Raw genomic sequence first — 22,600 nt, 5'->3', positions numbered from 1 at the left:
GACGCCCATGAACCCGTCCCTGGGGGGCTCGGATGCGACCGTCCAAGGGTCGCATACGCCCCTCAAGCCACCATGTGCCACCGCCCGGCCCTCAGCTGATGCAACCCTGAAACTGAGAATAGTCAAGTTTACTGCACCTCCATAATGCTCTTTTTCACTTTTGTCGTGCCCAGTTGGGCGTCGAACATATCGAGTGCTGCCTTCACACGGGCGCGTGTAAACGATGGTGGTGTCAGACCCTGATCAGGTTGGGCGGACAGAGTGGCGCTCAGGGAATCGTAGGTTGCATTAACGTCGGCGCTGGCAAAGTCATGATTCTGACCCTCCTCGCAGTCGACAAAGCCACTGCGGCGTTCGCGTGCCAGGCAATCCGGGTGGGTACCGCGGCTCCGGCGATCCTGTTCGGCGCGATTCCTGGCTGCCGTGCGCAGGTCGTTCAGTGATGGCAGTGGCACTGGTTGCGTCGAAGTGGGTGGCAGATCCGGATTCCCGGCAGGTTCATCGCGTTGCGGCTCTCCGGCAATAGTTTCAGTGGGTGCAAGACTGGGGGGAGCGGCTGAAGGTGGGGCGGGCTCAGTCGGGGTTGTTGCGTCCACCGAATCTGCCGGTGACTCGGCTTCAGTGGTCGGCGGTGGTTGCTGAAAGCGGATCTGGATGCTGGGCCGGAGCACGGCCTGCTCAATGGTGCTGCCATCACGTTTTGCGGCCAGCGCGGCTATGCCAAACAGTGCCAGATGCGCGAGCACGCTGAGCAATAGGGTAATGGGCAGGGTCCGGTGCCGCCCCGGCGAATGCCGCTCGTCGGGTTCGTTGTCCAGCAGCAGGTCCGACAAGATCACGGGTTCGTGTCTGGCGTCCTGGGCAGTGGTCGCATTCCGGGCGAGGGGTGTGAGCATGGGCTGGTTTATTGTTCTGTCTGGCAATGCCCATTGGACTGCCTTTTTGGCTGTCTCAGTTCCTCAACCTGCCAGCATTGGCGCCAGGAATCGGGCGGTATGTGACTTCCTGCTTCGGGCTATTTTTTGCGGTGGTCCCTGTGCCACAATTTTACCACCGGCTTCACCGCCCTCCGGGCCAATATCAATGACCCAGTCTGCTTCGGCAATGACGTCCAGATTGTGTTCGATGACAATCACGGTATTGCCGGTGTCAACCAGCCGATGCAGTACCCGCAACAGTTTTTCGACATCTGCCATGTGCAGCCCGACAGTGGGTTCATCCAGCACATACAGTTTGTGTGGCGGCTTGCTGCCGCGCAGGCTCAGATGTGGCTTGGCCTTGGCCAATTCCGCCACCAGTTTGATGCGCTGTGCCTCGCCGCCGCTCAGGGTCGGACTTTGCTGACCCAGGGTCAGATAGCCCAGGCCTACGTCCTGTAGCAGGCGCAAGGGGTGATACACGGAAGGTACCGGTTCAAAAAACGCCACCGCCTGGTCGATGTTCATGGCCAGCACTTCGCCGATATGTTTGCCTTTGTACAACACAGTCAGGGTTTCAGCATTAAAACGCCAGCCGCCACAGTCTTCACAATCAACCCGGACATCAGGCAGGAAATTCATTTCAATTTTCTGCATCCCGTTGCCGGCACAGGTTTCGCAGCGGCCACCGGAAACGTTAAAAGAGAATCGTCCCGGCAGGTAACCGCGCAAGCGCGCATCAACTGTGTCGGCAAAGAGTTTTCGTATCGTATCCCAGATGCCAATGTAGCTGGCCGGGCAGGACCGCGGGGTTTTGCCGATAGGTGTCTGATCGACCTGCAATATGGAATCAATGTCCTGCCAGCCGCTGATGTCATCACACCCGTGCCACTTGATGGCTTTGCGTTTTTTACCTTTCTGCACCAGTACCTGTCGCAGATTGTCATAAATCACCGAACGAATCAGGGTGCTTTTGCCGCTGCCGCTGACACCGCTCACCGTCACCAGGCGTCGTAACGGTATGCTTAGTGAAATATTGCGCAGGTTGTTCAGGGTCGCGCCCAAGACTTCCAGTGACACAGGCGGCAGTCGGTCTCGTGCCTCTTGGTCGCGAAGTGACAGCAATGGATGACGCAGAGGCTTGGCCAGAAACTGGCCGGTCAATGAGCGTTTGCTCTTTTTGATTTGAGAAAATGTGCCGGATGCCACAATTTCACCGCCCAGAATGCCGGCGCCGGGCCCTACGTCAATCAGGTAGTCTGCTTCGGCCATGGTGGCATCGTCATGTTCTACCACAACCACGGTATTGCCATGTTGCTGCAATTCGCGCAGGGTTTTGATCAATAATTCATTGTCGCGGGCGTGAAGACCGATGGTCGGTTCGTCAAGAATGTAACACACACCCTGCAGGTTGGAGCCAAGCTGCGATGCCAGCCGGATACGTTGTGCCTCGCCACCGCTGAGTGTGGGTGCTGCCCGGTTCAGGCTCAGATAACCCAGGCCTACCTTTTGCAGAAATGCCAGACGGCTGTTGAGTTCAACAACCACATCACGGGCGATGGATTGCTGCTTTTTGTCGAGGCGTATTTGTGCCAATGCCTGGTCTGCCTTGTCTACTGACAGTGCAGTCAGGTCGGCGATGCTCCATTGCTGGAAGCGTACCGCCAGCGCTGTCGGGTTAAGGCGGCTGCCTTTGCACTGATTGCAGGTCTTTCCTGTCAGGTCGGGATCACTGTCCAGCCATGTGGATTCTTCGCCGGTTTGTTCTTCATCAAATTGCGCGATCACTTCGCCGGTGCCAAAACAGCTTTTGCACCAGCCGTGACGCGAGTTGAATGAAAACAGACGCGGGTCCAGATCATCAAAACTGTCGCCGCATGAAGGGCAGGCTCGCCGTGTCGAAAACAGGCTGTCTTTGCGCGATTTCTTGCTGGTCTTGTTTGCTGCCACCATCAGCAGGCCGTTGCCCACAGCCAGTGCCTTGTCAACCAGGGCGGTGAGTGTCTGCTCGTGGCGGGCGTCTACCTGACAGCTACCAATGACAACTTCTATGTTGTGTTCCTTGTAACGGTCCAGCACTGGCCAGTTGTCGGCAGGCAGGTAGTCGCCATCAACACGCAGTTCTGCAAACCCCTTGCTGACGGCCCAGGCTGCCAACTCTTTGTAGATACCCTTCCGGGCGACAACAGCGGGTGCCAGTATGTTGATCTCGATACCTTTCCAGTCTTTCATCAATCGCGCCAGAATCATTTCGCGGCTTTGTGGTTCAATGGCAACATCACAGCGCGGGCAGTATTGAGTTCCCAATTTGACAAAAATCAGGCGCAGGAAATGATAGATCTCGGTCAGTGTCGCCACGGTGCTCTTGCGGCCGCCGCGACTGGTACGCTGCTCGATGGCGACCGTAGGGGGAATGCCATGAATGGCATCAACATCGGGACGTGTGGCAGGTTGCACGAACTGTCTGGCGTATGCATTCAGCGACTCCAGGTAGCGCCGTTGCCCTTCTGCAAAAACAATATCAAAGGCCAGGGTGCTTTTGCCGCTGCCGCTGACGCCGGTAACAACGGTGAACTGATTCCACGGAATGCTGACATCGACATTCTTGAGATTGTGCTCGCGGGCATGATGGATCTGGATGGCAGGCACGGCTTTGACTGATTTGCCGCGTTTGGCGTTGTCGCGATTTGCTCTGGCACCGGCCTTGCGGTTGTCCTGTTGTTCGGCGTCGTATTGTACCAACGCTGCAGCGGTATGGCCGGGTTTGCCGGCGAGAAAATCGTCGGGGCGACCTTCGGCAACCACGTTGCCGCCACCCTCGCCACCTTCGGGGCCAATGTCGATAATCCAGTCGGCACTGCGAATGACGTCAAGGTTGTGTTCGATGACAAGCAGCGAGTGGCCCGCATCAATCAACTTGCGGAATGCTGCCAGGAGCACGCTGATGTCGTGGAAATGCAGTCCGGTGGTGGGCTCGTCAAACAGGAACAGCATGCCCTGCTGTTTTGTACTTTTGCGTTTGCCTCGCTGGCGAGCGACGTCGGCGAGGTGACCTGCCAGTTTCAGTCGCTGCGATTCACCACCGCTGAGGGTCGGCACCGCCTGGCCCAGTTGCAGATAGTGCAGGCCAACATCGACCAGGGGTTGCAGGCAACTTACGACGTCAGCATCCTCGGCAAAAAAAGTCAGTGCTTCACTGACAGTCAGTTCAAGTATGTCAGCGATGGAAAGTGCTCGCGTGTCATCGCGCGGATCAAGCAGAGTAATGTCGAGGATTTCGCGGCGGTAACGACGACCATTGCATTCGCTGCAGCGCAGGTATATGTCACTGAGGAATTGCATCTCCACGTGCTCAAAGCCGTTGCCCGCACACACCGGGCAACGCCCGTTGCCCGAGTTAAAACTGAAGATGCCGGGTGTATAACCACGTTCTTTTGCCAGTGGCTGATTGACAAAACGTTTGCGGATGACATCGAACGCACCCACGTAAGTAGCCGGAATTGAGCGGGTGGTTTTGCCGAGAGGGCTCTGATCCACCAGCATCACGGTATCCAGGTGCTGATGGCCAGTGATGGATTGATGCTGGCCGGGCGCTTCAGTGGTAATGCCGTACTCACGGCACAGACCACGGTAAAGTACATCACGCATCAGAGTGGACTTGCCCGAGCCACTGACGCCAGTCAGACAGCACAGACCATTCAGAGGTATGTCGATGTCAAGTTCACGTAAATTGTGTTCACTGGCGCCTTTTATGGATATATGTCTTGGTTCAGGTATACCTCCTGCAGCATCGGCTGGCAGCAGATCCTGAACATTGCGTTCGCCGCGCAGATATTGTCCTGTCAACGAATGTCGGTCGCGCAGCAGTTGTGCCGGTGTGCCCATAAAACGTACTTCGCCACCACTTTTTCCCGGTCCCGGCCCAATATCGATGATCAGGTCTGCCGCCAGCATGACCTGGGGATCATGTTCAACAACGATCAACGAGTTACCGGCATCGCGCAGACGGTGCAATATATCGACCATGCGTTGCATGTCGCGTGTATGCAGGCCGATGCTGGGTTCGTCGAGCACAAACAGCGTGTTCACCAGGGAAGTACCCAGTGCTGTGGTCAGGTTGATGCGTTGCACTTCACCACCGCTCAGGGTTCGTGACTGCCGGTCAAGCGTCAGGTAGCCCAGTCCGACATCAAGCAGATAACTCAGGCGAGAGCGGATTTCGGTCATCAACAGGTCAGTTGCCGAATCCAGTGATGATGGCAACACAAGCTGCTCAACAAATTCCGCACATTGGGCCAATGGTAACTGCATCAGCTCATGGATGGCGTATTGCTGCCCGGAGCGCTTTTTATTGCGCGTTGACGTTTGCACCAGTTTCCACCAAAGCGCTTCCGGTTTGAGTCTGGCACCGTGACAGGCACTGCACTCGGTATAGGCACGATAACGCGACAGCAATACCCGGATATGCATCTTGTAGGCTCGGCCTTCAAGCCAGTTAAAGAACCGCCGTACGCCATACCAGACGCCGTCTGCCCATGGGCCTTCGCCCTCAAGCACCCACTGTTGGTGTTTTTTGCTGAGTTCCCGCCAGGGCGTGTCCAGTGGAACTCTGCTTTTACGCGCTGCCTTCTCCATGTCGAGCTGGCATTCATGGTAACTGGGGCTTTGCCAGGGTTTGACCGCGCCTTCGCGCAGCGTTTTGCCCTGGTCGGGAATGACCAGATCAAAATCAACGCCAATGATGCGACCAAATCCCTTGCAGCTTTCGCAGGCGCCGATTGGCGAGTTAAACGAGAACAGGCTGGGTGACGGGTCATTAAACTCAAGGTTGCAGTCGGCGCAGTGCAGTCGGCTGGAGAAGCGCGTGACTTTCTCCGAGTCGGACTCCGGTGCTGCGTAAATCACCACATGGCCGCTGCCGTGATGCATTGCGGTTTCAACGGCTTCGGCCAGACGTTCCCGGTTTTGTGGGGTCAGGCGCAGGCGATCCTGAATGGCATGGACCTGATTGTCGACCGTGTTCTGGATGCGCGTGTAGCCCTGCTGTGTCAGCCATTGCATGATCTCTTCGTCACTGAAGTTGTGAGGCACCTGAACCGGCAGGCAGATATGCAGGCGGGTGGACGGCGCAACTGACTGATAAAGCGCATCAACAATGGACTGCGTGGAGTCACGTTTAACTTCCTGCTGGCATTGCGGACAATGCAAATGCGACAGACGTGCGTACACAAGTTTCAGGTAGTCATTCAGCTCGGTCATGGTGCCAACGGTCGAACGCGAGGTTCTGACCGGGTTGGTCTGGTCGATGGCAATGGCGGGGGGAATGCCTTCAATGCTGTCGACAGCGGGTTTGTCCATGCGATCAAGGAACTGTCTTGCGTAGGCCGAGAATGTTTCCACATAGCGGCGCTGACCTTCAGCGTAGATGGTGTCGAAGGCAAGCGTTGACTTGCCAGAGCCGCTGACACCGGTAATGACAATAAGCTGGTTGACCGGCAACTCAAGGCTCAGGTTTTTCAGGTTGTTCTGGCGCGCGCCGCGAACGACGATGGCGTCGATAGCAGCGGTTTTTCCACGTCGCTTCGCGGAGGGCTTTTTACCGGGCGTCGCTGTGGGCGCATTACCTTGCTTTGCTGTGGGCACTTTGCTTCGCTTCGCTGTAGGCACTTTACTTGGCTTCGCTGTAGGCACTTTACTTGGCTTCGCTGTAGGCACTTTTGTCTGGGTCCCGAATGGTTTAAATAAATAGGTGGTTCGAGTAAAGAGATGGTTCAACTATCCAGGTGCTTTAACCAAATAGGCGCTGCAAATGGGCATGAGTTCAGCCGGACAGGTGTCATTGACTATCGATCGCGGCCTGAATGCGCTGGCGGGTTCGCTGGTAATTGTCACTGAAGTCACCGCCCAGCTCAATGGCTTTTTCCGCCAATGTCATGGCCTGCTCCAGATCCTGTTGTTGCAGACGTATCTGCGCCAGATTGTTGTAGGCGGGCGCGTAGTCGGGGTGGGCGTTGATCGTACGCTGGTAGTGAATCGCTGCACCGTCAGTATCGCCCTGACCATACAGCAGGTTGCCATAACCCATCAGTAGATTGTTGTTGTCGGGCCAGCGAGTCAGGCCACTCTGGTAAGCCGGGCTGACCAGTTCGACGGGGTTGTTGCCTTCCAGGGCGACAACCGCGTTGAAGTAACGATCCGGCTCTGCTGCCAGCGGCACAATGCCTGGCTCCACAACCAGCACGGCCCAGTGATCGGCTCGTGCCCAGGTTCGCTCGAATGTTGCCAGTGACACCTGGTAGTTTTCAGTGAGAGCCGAATTGAGTACCACCAGGCCTTTCTGCAGGTCAAAACCCTTGACTACGGCAAAGTGCCATTGTGGATACCAATCCAGTCCCAGATTCTGCATGACCAGTACCGGATGACCACGTCTGACTTCGCTAAACATGGCCTGTAGCGTTGGCGGTAATTGATAGGCGAGGCGGCCGTAACTGCGGGCTGCCGCAATCATTTCAACCTGAAACGATCCCTGGCGTTCTGGCACATAGACCAGAGGCACCAGTTCTTCCGGGTTTACCTGTAGCTGGCTGGCGCCGAGCACAGTGGCCAGTGCGGCGGGACCGCACTGGTAATCTTCCTGTGGATGGAAGGGCACATCGGGTACAAGAACAGCATCGTTGAATTGTGCTGGCCTCTCGCGCAACAACGCCGCAGATTGTGGCGGTGTCACACAGGAGGCCAGTACGATGATACTAAACAGACTCAACAGCAGCTGTTTCATGCGTTTCGTGCCTGCAGGCTTAAACGCCCGGGAAAATGTCGGTTACACCGGCAAGGTCAAGCAGGATAAAAATCAGCAGAATGGTCAGCACCGCGCCCAGTACACCTTCACCGGCGGGGAGCTGATCAAGTTGTCCCTGAATCTGCAGCAGTTCAGCTTCAGTCAGGTTGTTGATACGGTTTTCAATGTCGCTTGCGCTGATACCATAGGCCATCATGGTGCTTTGTACATCTTCACGTGCCATCAGGCTCATGACGCTGTCGCGCTGCATTTGCAGTTCTGACTGCATCGCCAGTTGCTTGTTGTCAACCATGTCCGCAGACGCAGGGGCATGAATGCCACCGGCCAAAAACGCGGCCATCATTGTGTACATTACAGGTTTTTTGAGATTTTTTATCATGAAAGGCATCCTTTTTAGGTTAAACATGATCAGCATGCTGAACTTGCGTTATAGAGGGTTTGTGACCTCTGTGCAAAGCGTCGTCCATGCGACACTATCAGGTACTCTAAGTGACGTTTGCTAAAGTTACAAGCGTTCTGCGCAGTCAGGTGACGGGACGGCGCAATTTGTCTGGATTGCACATCAGGGGAGTGTGCTACTATCGTCAGTGATACAGGAATCACAAGGCAATAAAAACCAATAACTGAACAGGAGTCAGGTTATGCCAAGCAAACAGCTTTTAGGATTGATTCTGCTGGTGGTAGGCGCGATATTGCTGTATTTCGGGTGGCAGTCAACACAATCGGTGGGTGATCAACTGACCGAAGCCATGACCGGGCGTTTCACTGACGAAACCATGTGGTTCCTGATCGGCGGTGCGATTGCGCTGGTGGTGGGGGCATATTATTCGTTCGGGCGTAAATAACCCGTTCGGACCTAAGCAGCCACCGTGGCCCGTTCCTTTAAACGTCCTTGATGCCATTGAAAATGGTTTTACGGGGCCGGGCCATAACACGTTCGACCATGGGCACAAAAAACGTCAGCGGTCTGGATTTGTAGTCCGGGTCGAAGGCTTTGCCATCGTAAACTTCGCAAAAATGCCGCGTGTACTCGTAATGCGGTGAATCCCTGTATTTGTCCCGCATGTCCCGGTCGCCGCCCAGGTGGTGGAAGTAGTCATAACCCTGAAAAATCTGATGGTGACGCAGCAACCAGTGATTCGCTTCGGAGACAAATGGTTTCAGTATCGCGGCAGCAACCTCGCCGTGATCGTAAGTACCCAGGGTATCGCCGATATCGTGCAGCAGCGCCACAACCACGTATTCTTCGTCTTCGCCGGCTTCCCAGGCGCGAGTCGCGGTTTGCAGACAATGCTCAAGCCGGTCAACCGGAAATCCGCCACAGTCACCCTCAAGCAGGCTCAGGTGACGGATGACACGGGTGGGTAATTCACCGGCAAACCCCTTGAATGCCTTGCCAATAATCTGCCAGTCCTGTTCGGTACTGTCCTGAAAACTCTTGAAAGTAGCCTGTTGGTCGCTCATGCCGGCCCTGCTCCTGAAACGTCGTTTACCTGAATCGTCTGTTCTGGATGCAAAAGTCTATCATGCACTAGCGCAATTTGCGCAGTTGCTGATTCAGCGTTGCCCGTGACAACTCACCGACATGGACGTCTGTCATGTTGCCTTCGGCGTCAAAGAAATAGGTGCTGGGCAGGCCCCGGGTCTGCAGCAAGCGGCCGGAGACAGCGCTGACGTCAAGCAGAACATTGTCCAGATCCAAGCCTTCGTCTGCCAGGTAGTTTTCAATCTGGGCAATGGATTCGGCCTGATTGATAAACACGTAGTTGAGCCAGGTATCGCGTTGCTGCGCGCGCTCCAGTACCGGCATTTCCCGCCGGCAGGGCAGGCACCAGGTAGCCCACAGATTGACCACCATCGGGCGATTGTTCAGTGTCTGCAAGTTGAGGCTGTCGCCGTTCATGGCTGTCAGTGAGATGGGCGGCAACATCGGGCGGGCGGGCTGGAGCTGCGTCAGGCTGAGGAGCCCCAGGCCCCATATCGTTATACCACTGAACACGGCCACACTGAGGGGTTTGCGGATGGCCGGACTGCGCCAGCCCTGAAAAAGGCCAACCAACGCTGCTGCCAACACACCGCTTGGGAAATGAAATCCGCCGTCACGTACGTCCAGCATACTGAGGGGCTCGATCAGATAGTCATCAAGGTACAACAGTATAAAGGCCAGGCGAGAGCTGATGAATCCCGCCACCAGCATGCCGGTCAGCGTTGTGGACACTGGCATTGTTTGTCCCCGACGACGGCTCAGCAGCCATCCCGCCAGCACGGCAACGGCAAAGCCAGCCAGTACCAGCAGGCGTTCGGCAGACAGGGCAAATGGGCCAGCAACTGTGATCAAATCAATTTCCGTACTAGTATTTTCTGAGCGATGGAGAAAGCGCCGCAATCGCGACTTTAGGACAGCCATGGTATTTCAGGCGGGCATTATAACAGTCAACGTAACACGATGCTGCCATGATGGCGGGCCGTCTTTTTGAGTGCTCAATTGCATTGGTTTTTTTGCGCGTGGTGGTTTATCGTCTCAACTGCAAACAAAACACGACTGAATCCGATAGACAGGAACCGATATGCAGGAGCCAATATGAAAGTCATCAGCAATCAACGCATGTTCGGTGGTGAGCAGCTTCGTATCGAACATCCTTCCGAGTCCCTGCAATGCGTGATGCGCTTCTCTGTGTTTATGCCACACGGGCTGTCGTCGCAGAATCCGGTACCGGTGCTGTACTGGTTGTCCGGTCTGACCTGCAGTGATGAGAACTTCAGTACCAAAGCCGGCGCGCAACGGGTGGCTGCCGAGCTGGGCATCGCACTGGTCATTGCGGACACCAGCCCGCGCGGTGCGGCGGTGCCGGATGATGACAGTTATGATATGGGGCAGGGCGCTGGTTTCTACGTCAATGCCACGCAGGCGCCGTGGAAGGCGCATTACCGCATGTATGATTATATCGCGCACGAGTTACCCCAGTTCGTGGCGACACACTTGCCCGTCAATGCCAATAAAGCCATCAGCGGACATTCCATGGGCGGACACGGCGCATTGACCATCGCCATTAAAAACCCGGCGCAATACACCTCCGTATCGGCATTCGCGCCAATCGTCAATCCCATGGCCTGCCTGTGGGGACAAAAAGCCCTGGCCCGCTATCTGGGTGATGATCGCAGCGAGTGGGCGCAATATGACAGCGTTGAATTGATCAAGGAGCATGGCCTGAGCTTGCCGTTGCTGGTGGATCAAGGCACGGCTGACGAGTTTCTCGCCGAGCAATTGCTGACTGAAAACCTGGCGACGGTGCTAAGCGAAAAGACCGACGCGGACATCCGCTTTCAGTCGGGTTACGACCATAGCTACTATTTTATTGCGACATTTATTGAAGAGCATATTCGTTTCCACGCGAAATACCTGCTCGCCTGAAACTATGCGCGGGCACCGGCTCGCGAATGACACAAACAGAGGATTGAAGTGATGAAAACACGAGCCGCCGTTGCGTTTGGTGCTGGCAAGCCGCTGGAAGTAATGGAAGTTGATCTGGAAGGCCCCAGAGCGGGTGAAGTGCTGGTCGAGTTGAAAGCCACCGGCGTTTGCCACACGGATGCGTTCACGCTCTCCGGTGATGATCCGGAAGGTGCGTTCCCAACCATTCTGGGCCATGAGGGCGCCGGCGTTGTGGTTGAAGTGGGCGCCGGTGTGAAATCAGTGGCTGTCGGCGATACCGTCATACCGCTGTACACACCGGAGTGCCGCGAGTGCGAATACTGCCTGCACCCGAAAACAAATCTCTGTCAGGCCATTCGCACGACTCAGGGCAAAGGCGTCATGCCTGATGGCAGCAGCCGGTTTTCGCTGGACGGCAAACCATTGATGCACTACATGGGTTGTTCGACGTTCTCCAATTACACGGTATTGCCTGAAATTGCGGTAGCAAAGATACGCAACGATGCGCCCGTAGACAAAGTCTGCTACATCGGTTGCGGTGTCACCACCGGGGTCGGGGCCGTAGTGTTCGATGCCAAAGTTGAACCCGGATCACGAGTGGTGGTGTTCGGCCTGGGCGGCATTGGCCTTAATGTGATACAGGCGGCACGTATGGTGGGAGCGCGACAGATTGTAGGCGTTGATATAAACCCGGCCAAGGTTGAGTTGGCGAAAAAATTCGGCATGACCGATTTTATAAACCCGAAAGAAGTCCATGATGTGGTAGAAGCCATCGTGGATATCACTCGCGGTGGCGCTGACTATACCTTCGAATGCATCGGCAACGTCAACACCATGCGGCAGGCACTGGAGGCCTGTCACAAAGGTTGGGGCGAATCCATTGTGATCGGAGTCGCAGGTGCGGGCCAGGAAATTTCAACGCGGCCGTTTCAACTGGTGACGGGCCGAGTCTGGCGCGGCAGCGCTTTTGGTGGCGCCAGAGGTCGTACCGATGTGCCTACGATTGTCGACTGGTACATGGAAGGCAAACTTAATATTGATGACCTGATCACGCATACCATGCCGCTGGACAAAATTAATGATGCCTTTGATCTGATGCACGAAGGCAAATCCATTCGTAGCGTTATTCTATACTGATAGTTTGCGTTTTGCGGCAGCGTTGGTCCTGTTTCTACAGGCCGCGTTGCCACTCTTCGCGTAACGCAATCCGGTCAGGCTGGTGAATGGCGGTGCGAACCGTATCAAGCATGTTTGTATCGACTTTGCAGAAATGATAGGATCGCCGTCCCGATGTTGCGATCGAGAATTTTATTGATGTTCTCATACATGAAAGTCGCATCTGTGGCCACTTATGCCTATGACCATGTTTAAACATACAAAATGGATAATTGTTGTCGTCCTGCTTGCGGTCTGCGGCCAATCATTGGCATCCACTTCGTTGCCTGTACACGGCGAGCGCTCTTCCGGTTCCGTACCTGTTATGGATCATGCTGCCCATGCTATGGGTGAGCATCAAGAGGCTGAGCACTCAGGTCATGTTCACAGCGGAATGACTGATCATGAGGAGCGTTGCAAGTTCAATTGTGAATGTGCATTGGGTGGCTGCTTCAACCCTGCCCAATTACAGTCATTGTCAGGTTTCGATCAACGGCTGACTGCCGAGAACAAATTCGGCCTTCCCAGTCAGCTCGCTGCGAGTCAGTCTGTCTCTCCCCTCTATCGCCCCCCGATTATCCGCTAATACAGGATAAATCCGTCTGCATTTCAGCTGCTTGAGCTAGATGTGCAAGGTCTTGTGTTATCGGAGCCCCAGGCTCCCTTAGCTGTCTCGTCCTGCGAGTCCTCATCGACTCAAAAGACACCGATTTCTTGATGGAGCCAGTATGTTTCCTACTGTCAAAACCGGGCGCAAAAGGCGCTTCTATAGTCAAACCCCTGCGATCGAGTCAACAGACGTCTTACCGGAAGGCGGCCATGCCCGAAGACGCTTCGTACTGGGCGCATCTTCTGCGCTGGCACTGACTGCCATGCCCTTTCCCCGGAGTCTCTTAGCTGCCGCCGCGCCTACGGACACTAAAACAATTTCGGGCAATGTGTTCGATCTCGACATAGATTACAAACAGGTCAACTTCACTGGTCGCCCGCGCGTGGCCACGACAGTCAACCAGGGCTTGCCCGGACCGACATTGCGCTGGAAGGAAGGTGAACGGGTGACGTTGCGGGTCACCAATCGTCTGCCACACCTCAGCTCCATCCACTGGCACGGGGCGATACTGCCGGAGGACATGGACGGGGTTCCCGGCGTCAGTTTCGCTGGCATTCCGGCGGGTGAGACATTCGAGTACCAGTTCGATGTCGTTCAAAATGGCACTTACTGGTACCACAGTCATTCCGGATTTCAGGAACAAACCGGACTCTACGGCGCAATCATCATTGATCCCAAAGAGCCGGATCCGGTTCTTTATGACCGTGAGTACGTGGTGATGCTGTCCGACTGGACAGATGAAGAGCCTGAAAATCTTTATGCAAAACTCAAAAAGGCCAGTCATTACTATAACTTCAACGAAAGAACCGCCGGCGACCTTTGGCAGGACGTTAAAGAGAAAGGCGTTGTTCAAGCATGGAAAGACCGGGCCATGTGGAACCGGATGCGTATGAGTCAGACGGATCTGGCTGATGTGACTGGCTATACCTATACCTTTCTGATGAACGGTGTAACCCCGGATGAAGGCTGGACCGGAATCTTTCAACCAGGAGAGAAGGTCAGGCTGCGTTTTATCAATGCAGCTGCCATGACATTGTTCGATGTTCGAATTCCGGGTCTCAAGATGACTGTGGTGGCTGCGGATGGCCAGAACGTCCGGCCGGTGCCAGTGGATGAGTTTCGTGTCGCTGTTGCCGAGACCTACGATGTCATTGTCGAACCCGTGGAAGAGGCTGCCTTTACCGTCTTCGCACAGGCCAGTGACCGCAGCGGTTACGCCCGCGGTACGCTGACGTCGGATCCAGGCTTGGAAGCTGCAGTGCCTGCGATGGACCCTCGCCCCCTGCTTGGGCACGAGGACATGGGCATGGGAGCCGACCACGGCGGGCACGACATGGCCGAGATGGACGACATGGCGGTAGATCATAGTCAGCACGTCACGGCCGAACAGCCGATGGACCACAGCCAGCATGTTATGAACGAGCAGCTGATGGACCACAGTCAGCACATGATGAACGAACCGCAGTTCGATCACAGTCAGCACGGCGGGGCCGACAGGGCGATCGACCATAGCCAGCATGGTACAACGTCATCACTGGGCAAGGCCGGCTTCGGCAGCAACTTCGGTGCAGGGAACGAAATTTACCACCGGGAGAGCGAGTTCGGTCCCGGTGTGGATATGCGTGCCGACTCGCCACAGAACGGCTTGCACGATCCGGGGCTGGGGCTTCGTGATCATGATCGTCTATACGGTCGGCGCGTACTGACTTATGCAGACCTCCGCAATCTCTATCCAACCATCGATAGGAGAGAGCCGTCACGCGAAATCCAGCTCCACCTCACCGGAAATATGAATCGCTACATGTGGTCTATTAACGGCATCCCGTTTGCTGATGCGCAGCCTCTTGAGCTCGAATTCGGTGAAAGAGTCCGCGTCGTACTGGTGAACGATACGATGATGGCGCATCCAATCCACCTGCACGGGATGTGGAGCGAGCTTGAGACGGGCGATCCTGACTATATACCTCGCAAGCACACCATTATTGTGCAGCCGGGCTCCACGATCAGCTATCTGGTAACGGCAGATGCGATGGGGCGCTGGGCCTATCATTGCCACCTGCTTTATCACATGCCAGGCATGATGCGAGAAGTGCGCGTTAGCCGAGGAGGACAGTCATGATCAGACCTGTGAAAAGTAAAACGTGCATCGCGATGGTGCTGGGGCTGGGTGCGGCGGCGACAGCGAATGCCCAGCAAGTGGAGACTGCTCCTGGGGGTATCGACGTTCACGCCCATGCCGTCGAACATGCCCCGGATATTTTCCGCTCAGTGATGATCGATCAATTGGAACTACGACACGGAGATGATGGCAGTCCGCTTATCCTTGAAGGGGAAGCATGGATCGGCTCGGACCTGAACAAATTCTGGATGAAGGCCGATATTGATTCGCTTGACGGCGACGTTGAGGAATTCGAGTTGCAGGCGCTCTACAGCAGAGCTGTTGCGCCATATTGGGATCTTCAGATGGGCTTGCGTCAGGACATCCGACCGGATGATGGTCGCAGCTGGGCCGTATTGGGTTTGCAAGGCCTGGCACCGTATTTCTTTGAGACTGAAGCAGCACTGTTTATCAGCAAGTCGGGTGGTGCGGCCATGAGTCTTTCCACCGAATACGAGCTCCTACTGACACAGCAGTGGGTGCTATCGCCCGAAATTGAACTGGATTTTTATGGGCAGAACGACAGAGCGCGGGGTACCGGGTCAGGGCTTTCTGACATTCAAGCTGGTATAAGACTCCGCTACGAAGTAAGGCGCGAGTTCGCCCCCTACATCGGCATAAACTGGAACAGGAAGTTTGGCGACGCTGCCGAATTCGCCGCCGACGCTGGTGAGGACGCCAGCAGCACTCAATGGGTTGCTGGCTTCCGGATCTGGTTTTAAATGTTGACTGATCGTTATTTCCCGGAAAAAGTTAAACTGGATGGCTTACACCAATTCCCAATGCGTCTAATGCCATCCAGATCGCCATGGCGATCATCATCAGGTTTTCGGTGAGAGACACGAAGCCCAGCGGAACGTTGCTTGAGCCGCCTACACAGGCGCATTTGAGTTCCCGCCGGTCAAAATAAACGGCTTTGAATACCGACACCGCGCCCACGATGCCGATAAAAAGTGCCACCGGCACTGATAACCAGGTCAGGATTCCGGCAATCATCAAAATGCCTGCGAAACCTTCGGCGAAGGGGTATATATAGGAGTATGGCACCCACCGTTTGGCCAGCAGATCATAATTCAGGAACATTGTCGCGAAGCTTTCGACGTTCTGCAGTTTCAGAAGCGCCAGAATTGCCATGCTGAAGGCGATAAACCATTCAGCGGCTCTCACAGTAAACGGATTGCCGTAAATGGCAAAACTCGCCGCCAGCGCCATCAGAAGAGTCATGCTGAAAAGTGCGATCACGGGCTTGTAGCTTGTCGCACCCTTGACAGGGACAGGCTTGCCCAAGTGGCGACGCAGATCGTCGTAGCCGCCGATTCTCTGCCCTTCAATGAAGGTCTGCGGTGTCGTTTCAACCTGGTGTTCCGACTTGAACGCGTCGGTTTCTTCACGCGAGGTCAGCCAGTGATCCTCTACTTTGAAACCATTGCGCCGCAACAGATCGTTAGTCTTGAGTCCATACGGGCACACATGTTGATCCATCACCATGCGATAAACTGTGGCAGTTTTTTGCGATTTTCGGTTTCCAACGGACATTTAATACCCCCTGTATGGTTTGTGTGATTTTGATCTATAATAGATGCCGTACCATAGTACGGAGTCAAGCAGAGATGTTTTCTATCGGTAAATTTGCAGAGGCAGGCGGTGTTGGTGTCGAGACAATCCGGTTCTATCAACGCAAAGGGATGCTTGAAGTTCCACAGCAAGGTGGCGGCATACGGCGCTACGGTCGGAATGATCTGCGTCGCCTGCAGTTCATTAAACTGGCAAAGGTGGCGGGCTTCAGGCTCAAAGAAATTAAGGAGCTGCTCGATCTGGACGCTACTCAGGATCGATGCCGCGCTCGCCAACTGGCTCAGTCCCGCCTCGATGCTCTTGATGAGAAAATCATGGAACTTCAGCGCGCGCGCAATTCACTTCAGCGTCTAGCAACCGAATGCGCTTCGGGCGCCGATGGTCCGTGCCCCATTTTGACTTCGTTCGGCCTTTAATTATGCGGGGGGATTACCGGAGCGTGTAAACCAACAGAAATAGCGGACGATGGATATATCCAAAGCCGCTACATCTAAATTACATTGAGCGCGTCCATAATCCTCAGAGCAAGCGCATTGGTGACCTGCAGAATCAGGGATTTCCACTCGCTGGGTGGCCGAAAGACGGGTTCGATATAAGATAAGGGATACATAACCCTCCGTATAACATCAGGCGCGACCTGGGCGCTGGCATCGCGTAAAATGCCGGGTTTTGATACCGCGGATCGCTCACATGGAAATTGTATTGGCAATGGCGCTGGTGTTTGTTGGCGCATTTGTGCAGACCGCGGTCGGTTTCGGTCTGGCGGTGATTGCCGCCCCGGTGCTGTTTTTTATCAATCCCGACTATGTCCCTGCGCCGGTCACCGTCTGTGCCCTGGTGCTGTCGCTGGTCAATGCCTGGGCTTTTCGCGACGGCGTTTCATTGCAGGGGCTGAAGTCGGCTGTCATCGGACGCGTGCCTGGCTCGCTGGCGGGGGCAGCCTTACTGCTCTGGATTGACAAGGACATGCTGGCGCTGTGGATTGGTGTGTCGGTCCTGTTTGCCGTTCTGGTCAGCCTGTCAGCGCTGCGCTGGCACCCGACACCTGGTCGTATGATGACAGCGGGATTCCTGTCCGGTTTCATGGGGACCAGCACCTCGATTGGAGGTCCACCGATGGCGCTGTTATGGCAACATCAGGACCTGGCCCTGATTCGGGCCAATCTGGCAGCATTTTTTGTTGTCAGCTGTCTGATTTCATTGCTTATTCTTGCTCCCATTGGGCATTTTGGTATGATCCACATCTGGTTGTCATTGCCGTTGCTGCCTGCGACAGTGCTCGGCTACTGGGTCGCGCGCAGAACCATGCACCGACTGCCGGCGGCGGCGATACGGGGTGGGTCACTGACTCTGTGCGCAATGTCTGGCCTGTACGCGGTGGTGACATCCCTGCTGTGAGCCGCGAGCGCTGTCTATGCACAGGGTGTTGTTGTAAACTGAATGCTTGCCGATCGCTGACAGAGGGAGGAAACCTGGGTGGATGACAACGTGGTGGACACAATAACAAACGTATGGCCACAGGACACAAGCATCGACGCATTCCGCCGCACCTGGGTGCTGGAAGGCGAACCTTTGTGGGAGCGTGTGTTCGCGGTGCATCACGAGCGCATGCAGATCAAGAATGGCAAGACTGCACTGCGCAACCTGCAGAAGATATTCACCTGTACCTTTCGTCTGGCCAACAGTCAGGGGTTCCACTCCATGAGTCTGCGCGATCTCAGCCGGGAAACGCAGATCAGCATGGGCGGGCTCTACGCGTATATCGGCAGCAAAAGTGATCTGGCATCTGCTATTGAGGCCGTAGTCCGTCAGACCATTGATGACGTCATGTCGGACCTTGAGCGCCACAAACTTGATCCTTACCACCGGCTCAAAGCCGTGATAAATGCCGACCTGTATATGAATGACATCATGCATCCGTGGTATTACTTCTGTTTTATCGAGGCGAAAGGGCTCGACAAGGCTCAGCGTGAAGCAGCGACACAGATGGAGTTAAAATTTGATGAACGCCTGCGGGAAATATTTAGCGACGGCATAGAGTCGGGTGTCTTTCATTATGATGGCAACCTGACGCTGCTGGCTGCCAGCACCACTGCCATGCTTCAGCAATGGTATCTCAAGCGCTGGAAGTTTCAGCACCTCAAGGTCAATATTGCCGACTATGCCGGGTTTGTATTCGGGCACGTACTTGGCAGCCTGAAATACAAGGCTGAAGACAGCGAACAGGTCAGTCTGCGTTCTCAGGCCTGATACCCTTTTTGTTAGTATAGAAGGCGCGGATATGTTTGATATCCGTGTCTACGTCGCCTGTCGGGTAAAAAAAATCTGCCAGCCCGGCCTCTTTTCTGCTTACGTCGAGATAACCCATTAATATCGGTACGTCGGCATTATTGGCAATATGGTAGAACCCGGTTTTCCACTCCTGCACTTTCTTTCGGGTTCCCTCCGGCGGTACCAGTACCACCAGTTGCGGATTCTCCCGGTATCGGGCGACGACCTGATCAACGACACGATGATGGCTGCGACGGTCAATCGGGATTCCACCCAGCCAGCGCATCAATCCACCGAAAGGGAACATGAACAGACTGTGCTTGCCCATCCAGTGCAGTTTCAGTTCCAGTTTGAGAACTACCAACAGCATTAACGGAAAATCCCAGTTACTGGTATGCGGGGCGCCGATCAACACAAAGCGCTGGTCCTGAAGGGGTTTGCCGATTGCCTTCCAGCCAATCAGCCGCAGGATGCCGGCTGCAATGGCCCTCAGCAATGGGGTCAGCACAGGAGTGTTAAAAATTGTGGTGCGCATTGTTGTTATTTTTTTATGTTCTGAGTCGGGCATCTACCAGTCCTGAATGTAGGGGGTGAAGTCTTCCTGCGTCAGCGGGCGGATCGGGCCATCGGGCGTGCCGAGATAAACAAAGCCGAGTATACTTTCCTGTTTCTCCAGACCCAGCCCGTGAGTGACTGTGGCATGTGATGCCATGGGGCCGGTGCGCCACATGGCGCCGATATGCTGGGCGTGGGCCGCAATCAGCAGGTTGTCAATGGCAGCACCGGCCGCGAGTTGTTGCTCGAATACCGGTACCTTGGGGTGATCCTTGGGGCTGCAGATGCCCACGATAATCATCGGCGCTCGCAGCGGTTTGCTGCGTATCTTATCGACTTTCTGCGGCGCCAGGTCCGGTTCATCCAGCAATGATGCCTGCACAAACAGTTCAGCCAGACGTTCACGCCCGGATTCGCGCAGAACCAGAAAGCGCCAGGGCCGCAACAGTCCATGGTCGGGTGCTCGCATGGCGGCCCGGAACATATTATCGAGCGCCTGTTGATCGGGGGCCGGGTCTGTCAGGCGGGATACTGATACCCGGCTGTGTAAAGCGGTTAATGCGTCCATCTGGTTTGGCCTGCTTGCAATTCGTGACTTGATGCGCGCCAGCGTGTTTCACAGCTTGTGTTACCGGCGGTGTATCTGAATGACAGTCCTGAAGCATAAATCAACTGCACGGCACTGGCCAGAGTTTTGCCAGCACAGCAATAACAGCAGCAAAGAGAGAGGCAATGAGAACGGCCATGTGGGCAGGGTCAGGCGGGCAGGGTCAGGAGGGCAGGGTCAGGCGGGCAGGGTCAGGCGGGTTCGGCGATATCCAGCTGTTGCCGTTCTTTGTTCATGACGCGGCGGAAGGTCAGCCATGACAGCAGTGCCATCAGCACATTGGCGATAAAGGCTCCAGCGAAAAATCCGGGCAGATCGAACAGCATACTGCCTACCCAGGCCAGCGGCACGTATAACACAAAGAAGCGGGTTATGCTCAGGTACAGCGCCACCATGGGCCGGTGAATGGCATTCAATGCCGAATTGCACAAAATGATCACACCCTGCATGCCGTAGCTGAGCGGCATGATCCAGATGTAGAGCCGAATAATGCTGGCGACCTCTTCGTCACGGGTAAACACCCACGCAATAAACGACGCGCCGGCGGCCATCAGCAGATAGATCAGCAGTTGCCAGCCCAGCACAAAGCGCATGGACAGCCGGCAGGCTTCCTCAATGCGTGATAAACGACCGGCCCCTAGATTCTGGCTGACAAAGGGTGGCAGCGTGCTCGACAGCGCCAGAATTACCATGCAGGCCATCGACTCCAGACGGGACCCGACACCAAAGGCCGCGACAGCAGTTTCGCCGTAACCGGCGATGATGGCGGTCATGACACCGGCAGCAATCGGCGTCATCATGTTGGCTCCCGATGCAGGAATGCCAATGCGTAACATTTCTTTTGACGAAGTCCTGAATACCTGAACTGACGGCAGGCCTTTGTGGATCAGCTCGTGGCGAATCGCCAGGTAGTAGAACAGGAATATACACGCGCCCACCCAGGAAAACAGTGTCGCCAGCGCCGCGCCCTGTATACCCAGCGCCGGGATCGGGCCCCAGCCAAAAATAAGCAATGGATCCAGCGCTGCGTTGACCAGCCCGGCACTGGCCATGATGATACTCGGGGTGCGGGTATCGCCATTGGCGCGCAATACCGAGTTGGCGCAAATCAGTGCCACCAGCAATATACTGGTGGGCAGCCAGATATCCATGTACTCGCGGATGGCGGGTAGTATGCTCTGGGTAGCCCCCAACAGCAGGAAAATCTGATCCATCAGCAGATAGCCGGTCAGCGCGAGTACGCCTGCCAGTGCCATCGCCACGTAGTTGGTGACGGTAGACGCTTCCTTGGCTTTCTCGATTTCACCACGTCCAATGTACTTGGCGACGACGGCCGAGGTGCCAATGCTGAGCCCGATAGCCAGGCTCATGATGGTGAAGGTGACGGGGAAGGTAAAACTGATGGCTGACAGGGCCTCAGTGCCAAGGATACTGATAAAAAAGGTGTCTACCAGATTGAAACTGAACATCATGAGCATGCCCAGAATCATGGGCAGCGTCATGCTGACAAGCGTTGACGCGATGGGGCCATCAATCAGCTGGTAACGCTTGTTTGCCCTTTTCTCTGCCATATCAGCCCATGGTGGTTAACAGCCGGGTTATGTTTGTGTTGCTGACTACGCCTTCAGTGACTGTCGTATCTGCAAAAGATGCTTGAAACACTTGGGGTTGGCAAACAACAGTTCTTTACTGCCTTGTGTCTGTGGGTTGCCCTGCGGATCACTGAGCAGCGCGCCGGACTCCAGCAGGATCAATTGCGCAGCGGCCAGTGATGTCTGGTGCTGCGGGCGGCACCAGCCGGCATCCAGGCGGCCAGCTGCGACATACACCATGTCCAGGGGTGCGCATCCGCTCATCCGCAGGTGGCAGGGCAGGGCCAGCAGTTGCGCCTGCAACTGAGCCAGAAACGTATCGTCAGCAGGCTGCGGATCAAGTCCGACAAAAGCATTTTCCAGCGATGTCAGTTTACCGGTACGCATACGGCTGTCGTTCAGCTGTGCGCCGGCACCGCGGCTGGCACAGAACTCCTGATTGGCGGCCGGGTTGAGCACCACGCCATGCGTGACACCTTTGGCTGTTTTGAGCGCAATGGAGATGCAGAAGCTGCCAAAGCCACGCTGGAAATTGCGGTTGCCGGCCAGTGGGTCAATCAACCAGGTGTTGTCCGTGTCGGCCCCGGCCGTGTAGCCACTCAGGCGCGACTCCACACTGAAGTCCGGGTAGGCCTTGCGCAGGTGATAAAGAATGGTACGTTCGGTGTCCACATCCATACTGGTCACCAGCTCACCGTTGTTGTCTTCGATGATGCTGACACGGTCAAGGCGGTCGCTGACGTGGATGATTTGTTCGGCCGCATTGCGCGCGGCCCTGAGAGCAATGTTGATAACGGGATGCATGATGTTCGCTTGACTTGTTGCCCGGGCATATCCGGGACGATTTAAGGATGTCGGTTTTAAAAGACGGTGAATGATAGCAAAATGCTGGCAGTCAGTCCTTAACTAGTTGTTATAATCCTGCCCC

The 22,600-nt window shown here is 55.4% G+C and carries 19 protein-coding genes and 1 pseudogene; 8 read left to right on the top strand and 12 right to left on the bottom strand.

Going from position 1 to position 22,600, the window contains the following annotated elements:
• Window positions 1–128: 128 nt before the first annotated feature.
• The 5 genes and pseudogenes from PHACT_RS13850 to PHACT_RS13835 all read right to left on the bottom strand — a co-directional run bounded on the left by PHACT_RS13850 (window position 129) and on the right by PHACT_RS13835 (window position 8,095).
• Window positions 129–896: a hypothetical protein gene (locus PHACT_RS13850; RefSeq protein ID WP_139141585.1), complete on the bottom strand. Its 768-nt coding sequence runs from the start codon at window positions 894–896 to the stop codon at window positions 129–131.
• Between the two features lie 63 nt (window positions 897–959).
• On the bottom strand, window positions 960–3,167 hold the full coding sequence (locus tag PHACT_RS16820) for a hypothetical protein (protein WP_449577882.1): 2,208 nt from the start codon (window positions 3,165–3,167) through the stop codon (window positions 960–962).
• A gap of 588 nt (window positions 3,168–3,755) precedes the next feature.
• Window positions 3,756–6,476: pseudogene (gene uvrA, locus PHACT_RS16815) on the bottom strand (excinuclease ABC subunit UvrA); the annotation flags it as partial.
• Window positions 6,477–6,753: 277 nt separating this feature from the next.
• Entirely contained in the window at window positions 6,754–7,695 is a 942-nt protein-coding gene (locus PHACT_RS13840) for a PA2778 family cysteine peptidase (protein WP_070118857.1), read from the bottom strand.
• 19 nt (window positions 7,696–7,714) lie between these two features.
• Window positions 7,715–8,095: a PA2779 family protein gene (locus PHACT_RS13835; RefSeq protein WP_083264652.1), complete on the bottom strand. Its 381-nt coding sequence runs from the start codon at window positions 8,093–8,095 to the stop codon at window positions 7,715–7,717.
• Between the two features lie 262 nt (window positions 8,096–8,357).
• Here PHACT_RS13835 and PHACT_RS13830 point away from each other — a divergent pair, with 262 nt between their 5' ends.
• On the top strand, window positions 8,358–8,561 hold the full coding sequence (locus tag PHACT_RS13830) for a DUF3185 family protein (RefSeq protein WP_070118856.1): 204 nt from the start codon (window positions 8,358–8,360) through the stop codon (window positions 8,559–8,561).
• A 37-nt stretch (window positions 8,562–8,598) separates the two neighbouring features.
• Here the strand turns inward: PHACT_RS13830 and PHACT_RS13825 are convergent, their stop codons facing one another.
• Both PHACT_RS13825 and PHACT_RS13820 read right to left on the bottom strand, forming a co-directional pair.
• Window positions 8,599–9,180 (bottom strand): HD domain-containing protein, encoded by a 582-nt coding sequence (locus PHACT_RS13825; protein ID WP_070118855.1) that lies wholly within the window; start codon window positions 9,178–9,180, stop codon window positions 8,599–8,601.
• 67 nt (window positions 9,181–9,247) lie between these two features.
• Window positions 9,248–10,054, bottom strand: a complete 807-nt coding sequence (locus PHACT_RS13820) for a TlpA disulfide reductase family protein (protein WP_070118854.1) — start codon at window positions 10,052–10,054, stop codon at window positions 9,248–9,250.
• A gap of 243 nt (window positions 10,055–10,297) precedes the next feature.
• Between PHACT_RS13820 and fghA the strand changes: the two genes are divergently transcribed.
• From fghA to PHACT_RS13800, 4 genes are all read left to right on the top strand, one after another.
• Window positions 10,298–11,128, top strand: a complete 831-nt coding sequence (gene fghA, locus PHACT_RS13815; protein WP_070118853.1) for an S-formylglutathione hydrolase — start codon at window positions 10,298–10,300, stop codon at window positions 11,126–11,128.
• Window positions 11,129–11,176: 48 nt separating this feature from the next.
• The gene (locus tag PHACT_RS13810; protein ID WP_317622288.1) at window positions 11,177–12,286 is read left to right on the top strand and encodes an S-(hydroxymethyl)glutathione dehydrogenase/class III alcohol dehydrogenase; all 1,110 of its coding nucleotides are present in this window, start codon (window positions 11,177–11,179) and stop codon (window positions 12,284–12,286) included.
• 746 nt (window positions 12,287–13,032) lie between these two features.
• A complete protein-coding gene (locus PHACT_RS13805; protein ID WP_083264650.1) occupies window positions 13,033–15,033 on the top strand; it encodes a copper resistance system multicopper oxidase in 2,001 nt (666 codons plus the stop codon).
• Window positions 15,030–15,794 (top strand): copper resistance protein B, encoded by a 765-nt coding sequence (locus PHACT_RS13800; RefSeq protein ID WP_245730805.1) that lies wholly within the window; start codon window positions 15,030–15,032, stop codon window positions 15,792–15,794. Before PHACT_RS13805 ends, PHACT_RS13800 begins: the two co-directional genes overlap by 4 nt.
• A 31-nt stretch (window positions 15,795–15,825) precedes the next feature.
• Here the strand turns inward: PHACT_RS13800 and PHACT_RS13795 are convergent, their stop codons facing one another.
• A complete protein-coding gene (locus PHACT_RS13795; protein WP_070118851.1) occupies window positions 15,826–16,608 on the bottom strand; it encodes a glutaredoxin family protein in 783 nt (260 codons plus the stop codon).
• 74 nt (window positions 16,609–16,682) lie between these two features.
• On the opposite strand from PHACT_RS13795, the gene PHACT_RS13790 reads away from it, so the two are divergent.
• The 3 genes from PHACT_RS13790 to PHACT_RS13780 all read left to right on the top strand — a co-directional run bounded on the left by PHACT_RS13790 (window position 16,683) and on the right by PHACT_RS13780 (window position 18,897).
• A complete protein-coding gene (locus tag PHACT_RS13790) occupies window positions 16,683–17,063 on the top strand; it encodes a MerR family transcriptional regulator (RefSeq protein ID WP_070118850.1) in 381 nt (126 codons plus the stop codon).
• A gap of 274 nt (window positions 17,064–17,337) precedes the next feature.
• A complete protein-coding gene (locus PHACT_RS13785; RefSeq protein WP_070118849.1) occupies window positions 17,338–18,045 on the top strand; it encodes a sulfite exporter TauE/SafE family protein in 708 nt (235 codons plus the stop codon).
• 78 nt (window positions 18,046–18,123) lie between these two features.
• On the top strand, window positions 18,124–18,897 hold the full coding sequence (locus tag PHACT_RS13780) for a TetR/AcrR family transcriptional regulator (protein ID WP_070118848.1): 774 nt from the start codon (window positions 18,124–18,126) through the stop codon (window positions 18,895–18,897).
• On the opposite strand, the gene PHACT_RS13775 is transcribed toward PHACT_RS13780, so the two are convergent.
• The 4 genes from PHACT_RS13775 to PHACT_RS13760 all read right to left on the bottom strand — a co-directional run bounded on the left by PHACT_RS13775 (window position 18,875) and on the right by PHACT_RS13760 (window position 22,476).
• Window positions 18,875–19,486 (bottom strand): 1-acyl-sn-glycerol-3-phosphate acyltransferase, encoded by a 612-nt coding sequence (locus tag PHACT_RS13775; RefSeq protein ID WP_245730804.1) that lies wholly within the window; start codon window positions 19,484–19,486, stop codon window positions 18,875–18,877. The two genes, PHACT_RS13780 and PHACT_RS13775, sit on opposite strands and share 23 nt — an antisense overlap.
• Window positions 19,487–20,041, bottom strand: coding sequence for a nitroreductase family protein (locus tag PHACT_RS13770; protein WP_070118847.1), 555 nt, complete (start codon window positions 20,039–20,041; stop codon window positions 19,487–19,489).
• A gap of 230 nt (window positions 20,042–20,271) precedes the next feature.
• On the bottom strand, window positions 20,272–21,651 hold the full coding sequence (locus tag PHACT_RS13765; protein ID WP_070118846.1) for an MATE family efflux transporter: 1,380 nt from the start codon (window positions 21,649–21,651) through the stop codon (window positions 20,272–20,274).
• A gap of 45 nt (window positions 21,652–21,696) precedes the next feature.
• Window positions 21,697–22,476: an inositol monophosphatase family protein gene (locus PHACT_RS13760; RefSeq protein ID WP_070118845.1), complete on the bottom strand. Its 780-nt coding sequence runs from the start codon at window positions 22,474–22,476 to the stop codon at window positions 21,697–21,699.
• Window positions 22,477–22,600 lie beyond the last annotated feature (124 nt).

The sequence above is a fragment of the Pseudohongiella acticola genome, assembly GCF_001758195.1.
GTDB lineage: Bacteria > Pseudomonadota > Gammaproteobacteria > Pseudomonadales > Pseudohongiellaceae > Pseudohongiella > Pseudohongiella acticola.
The sequence above is the reverse complement of the archived record's forward strand: the minus strand, read 5'-3'. Positions and strand labels throughout refer to the sequence as shown.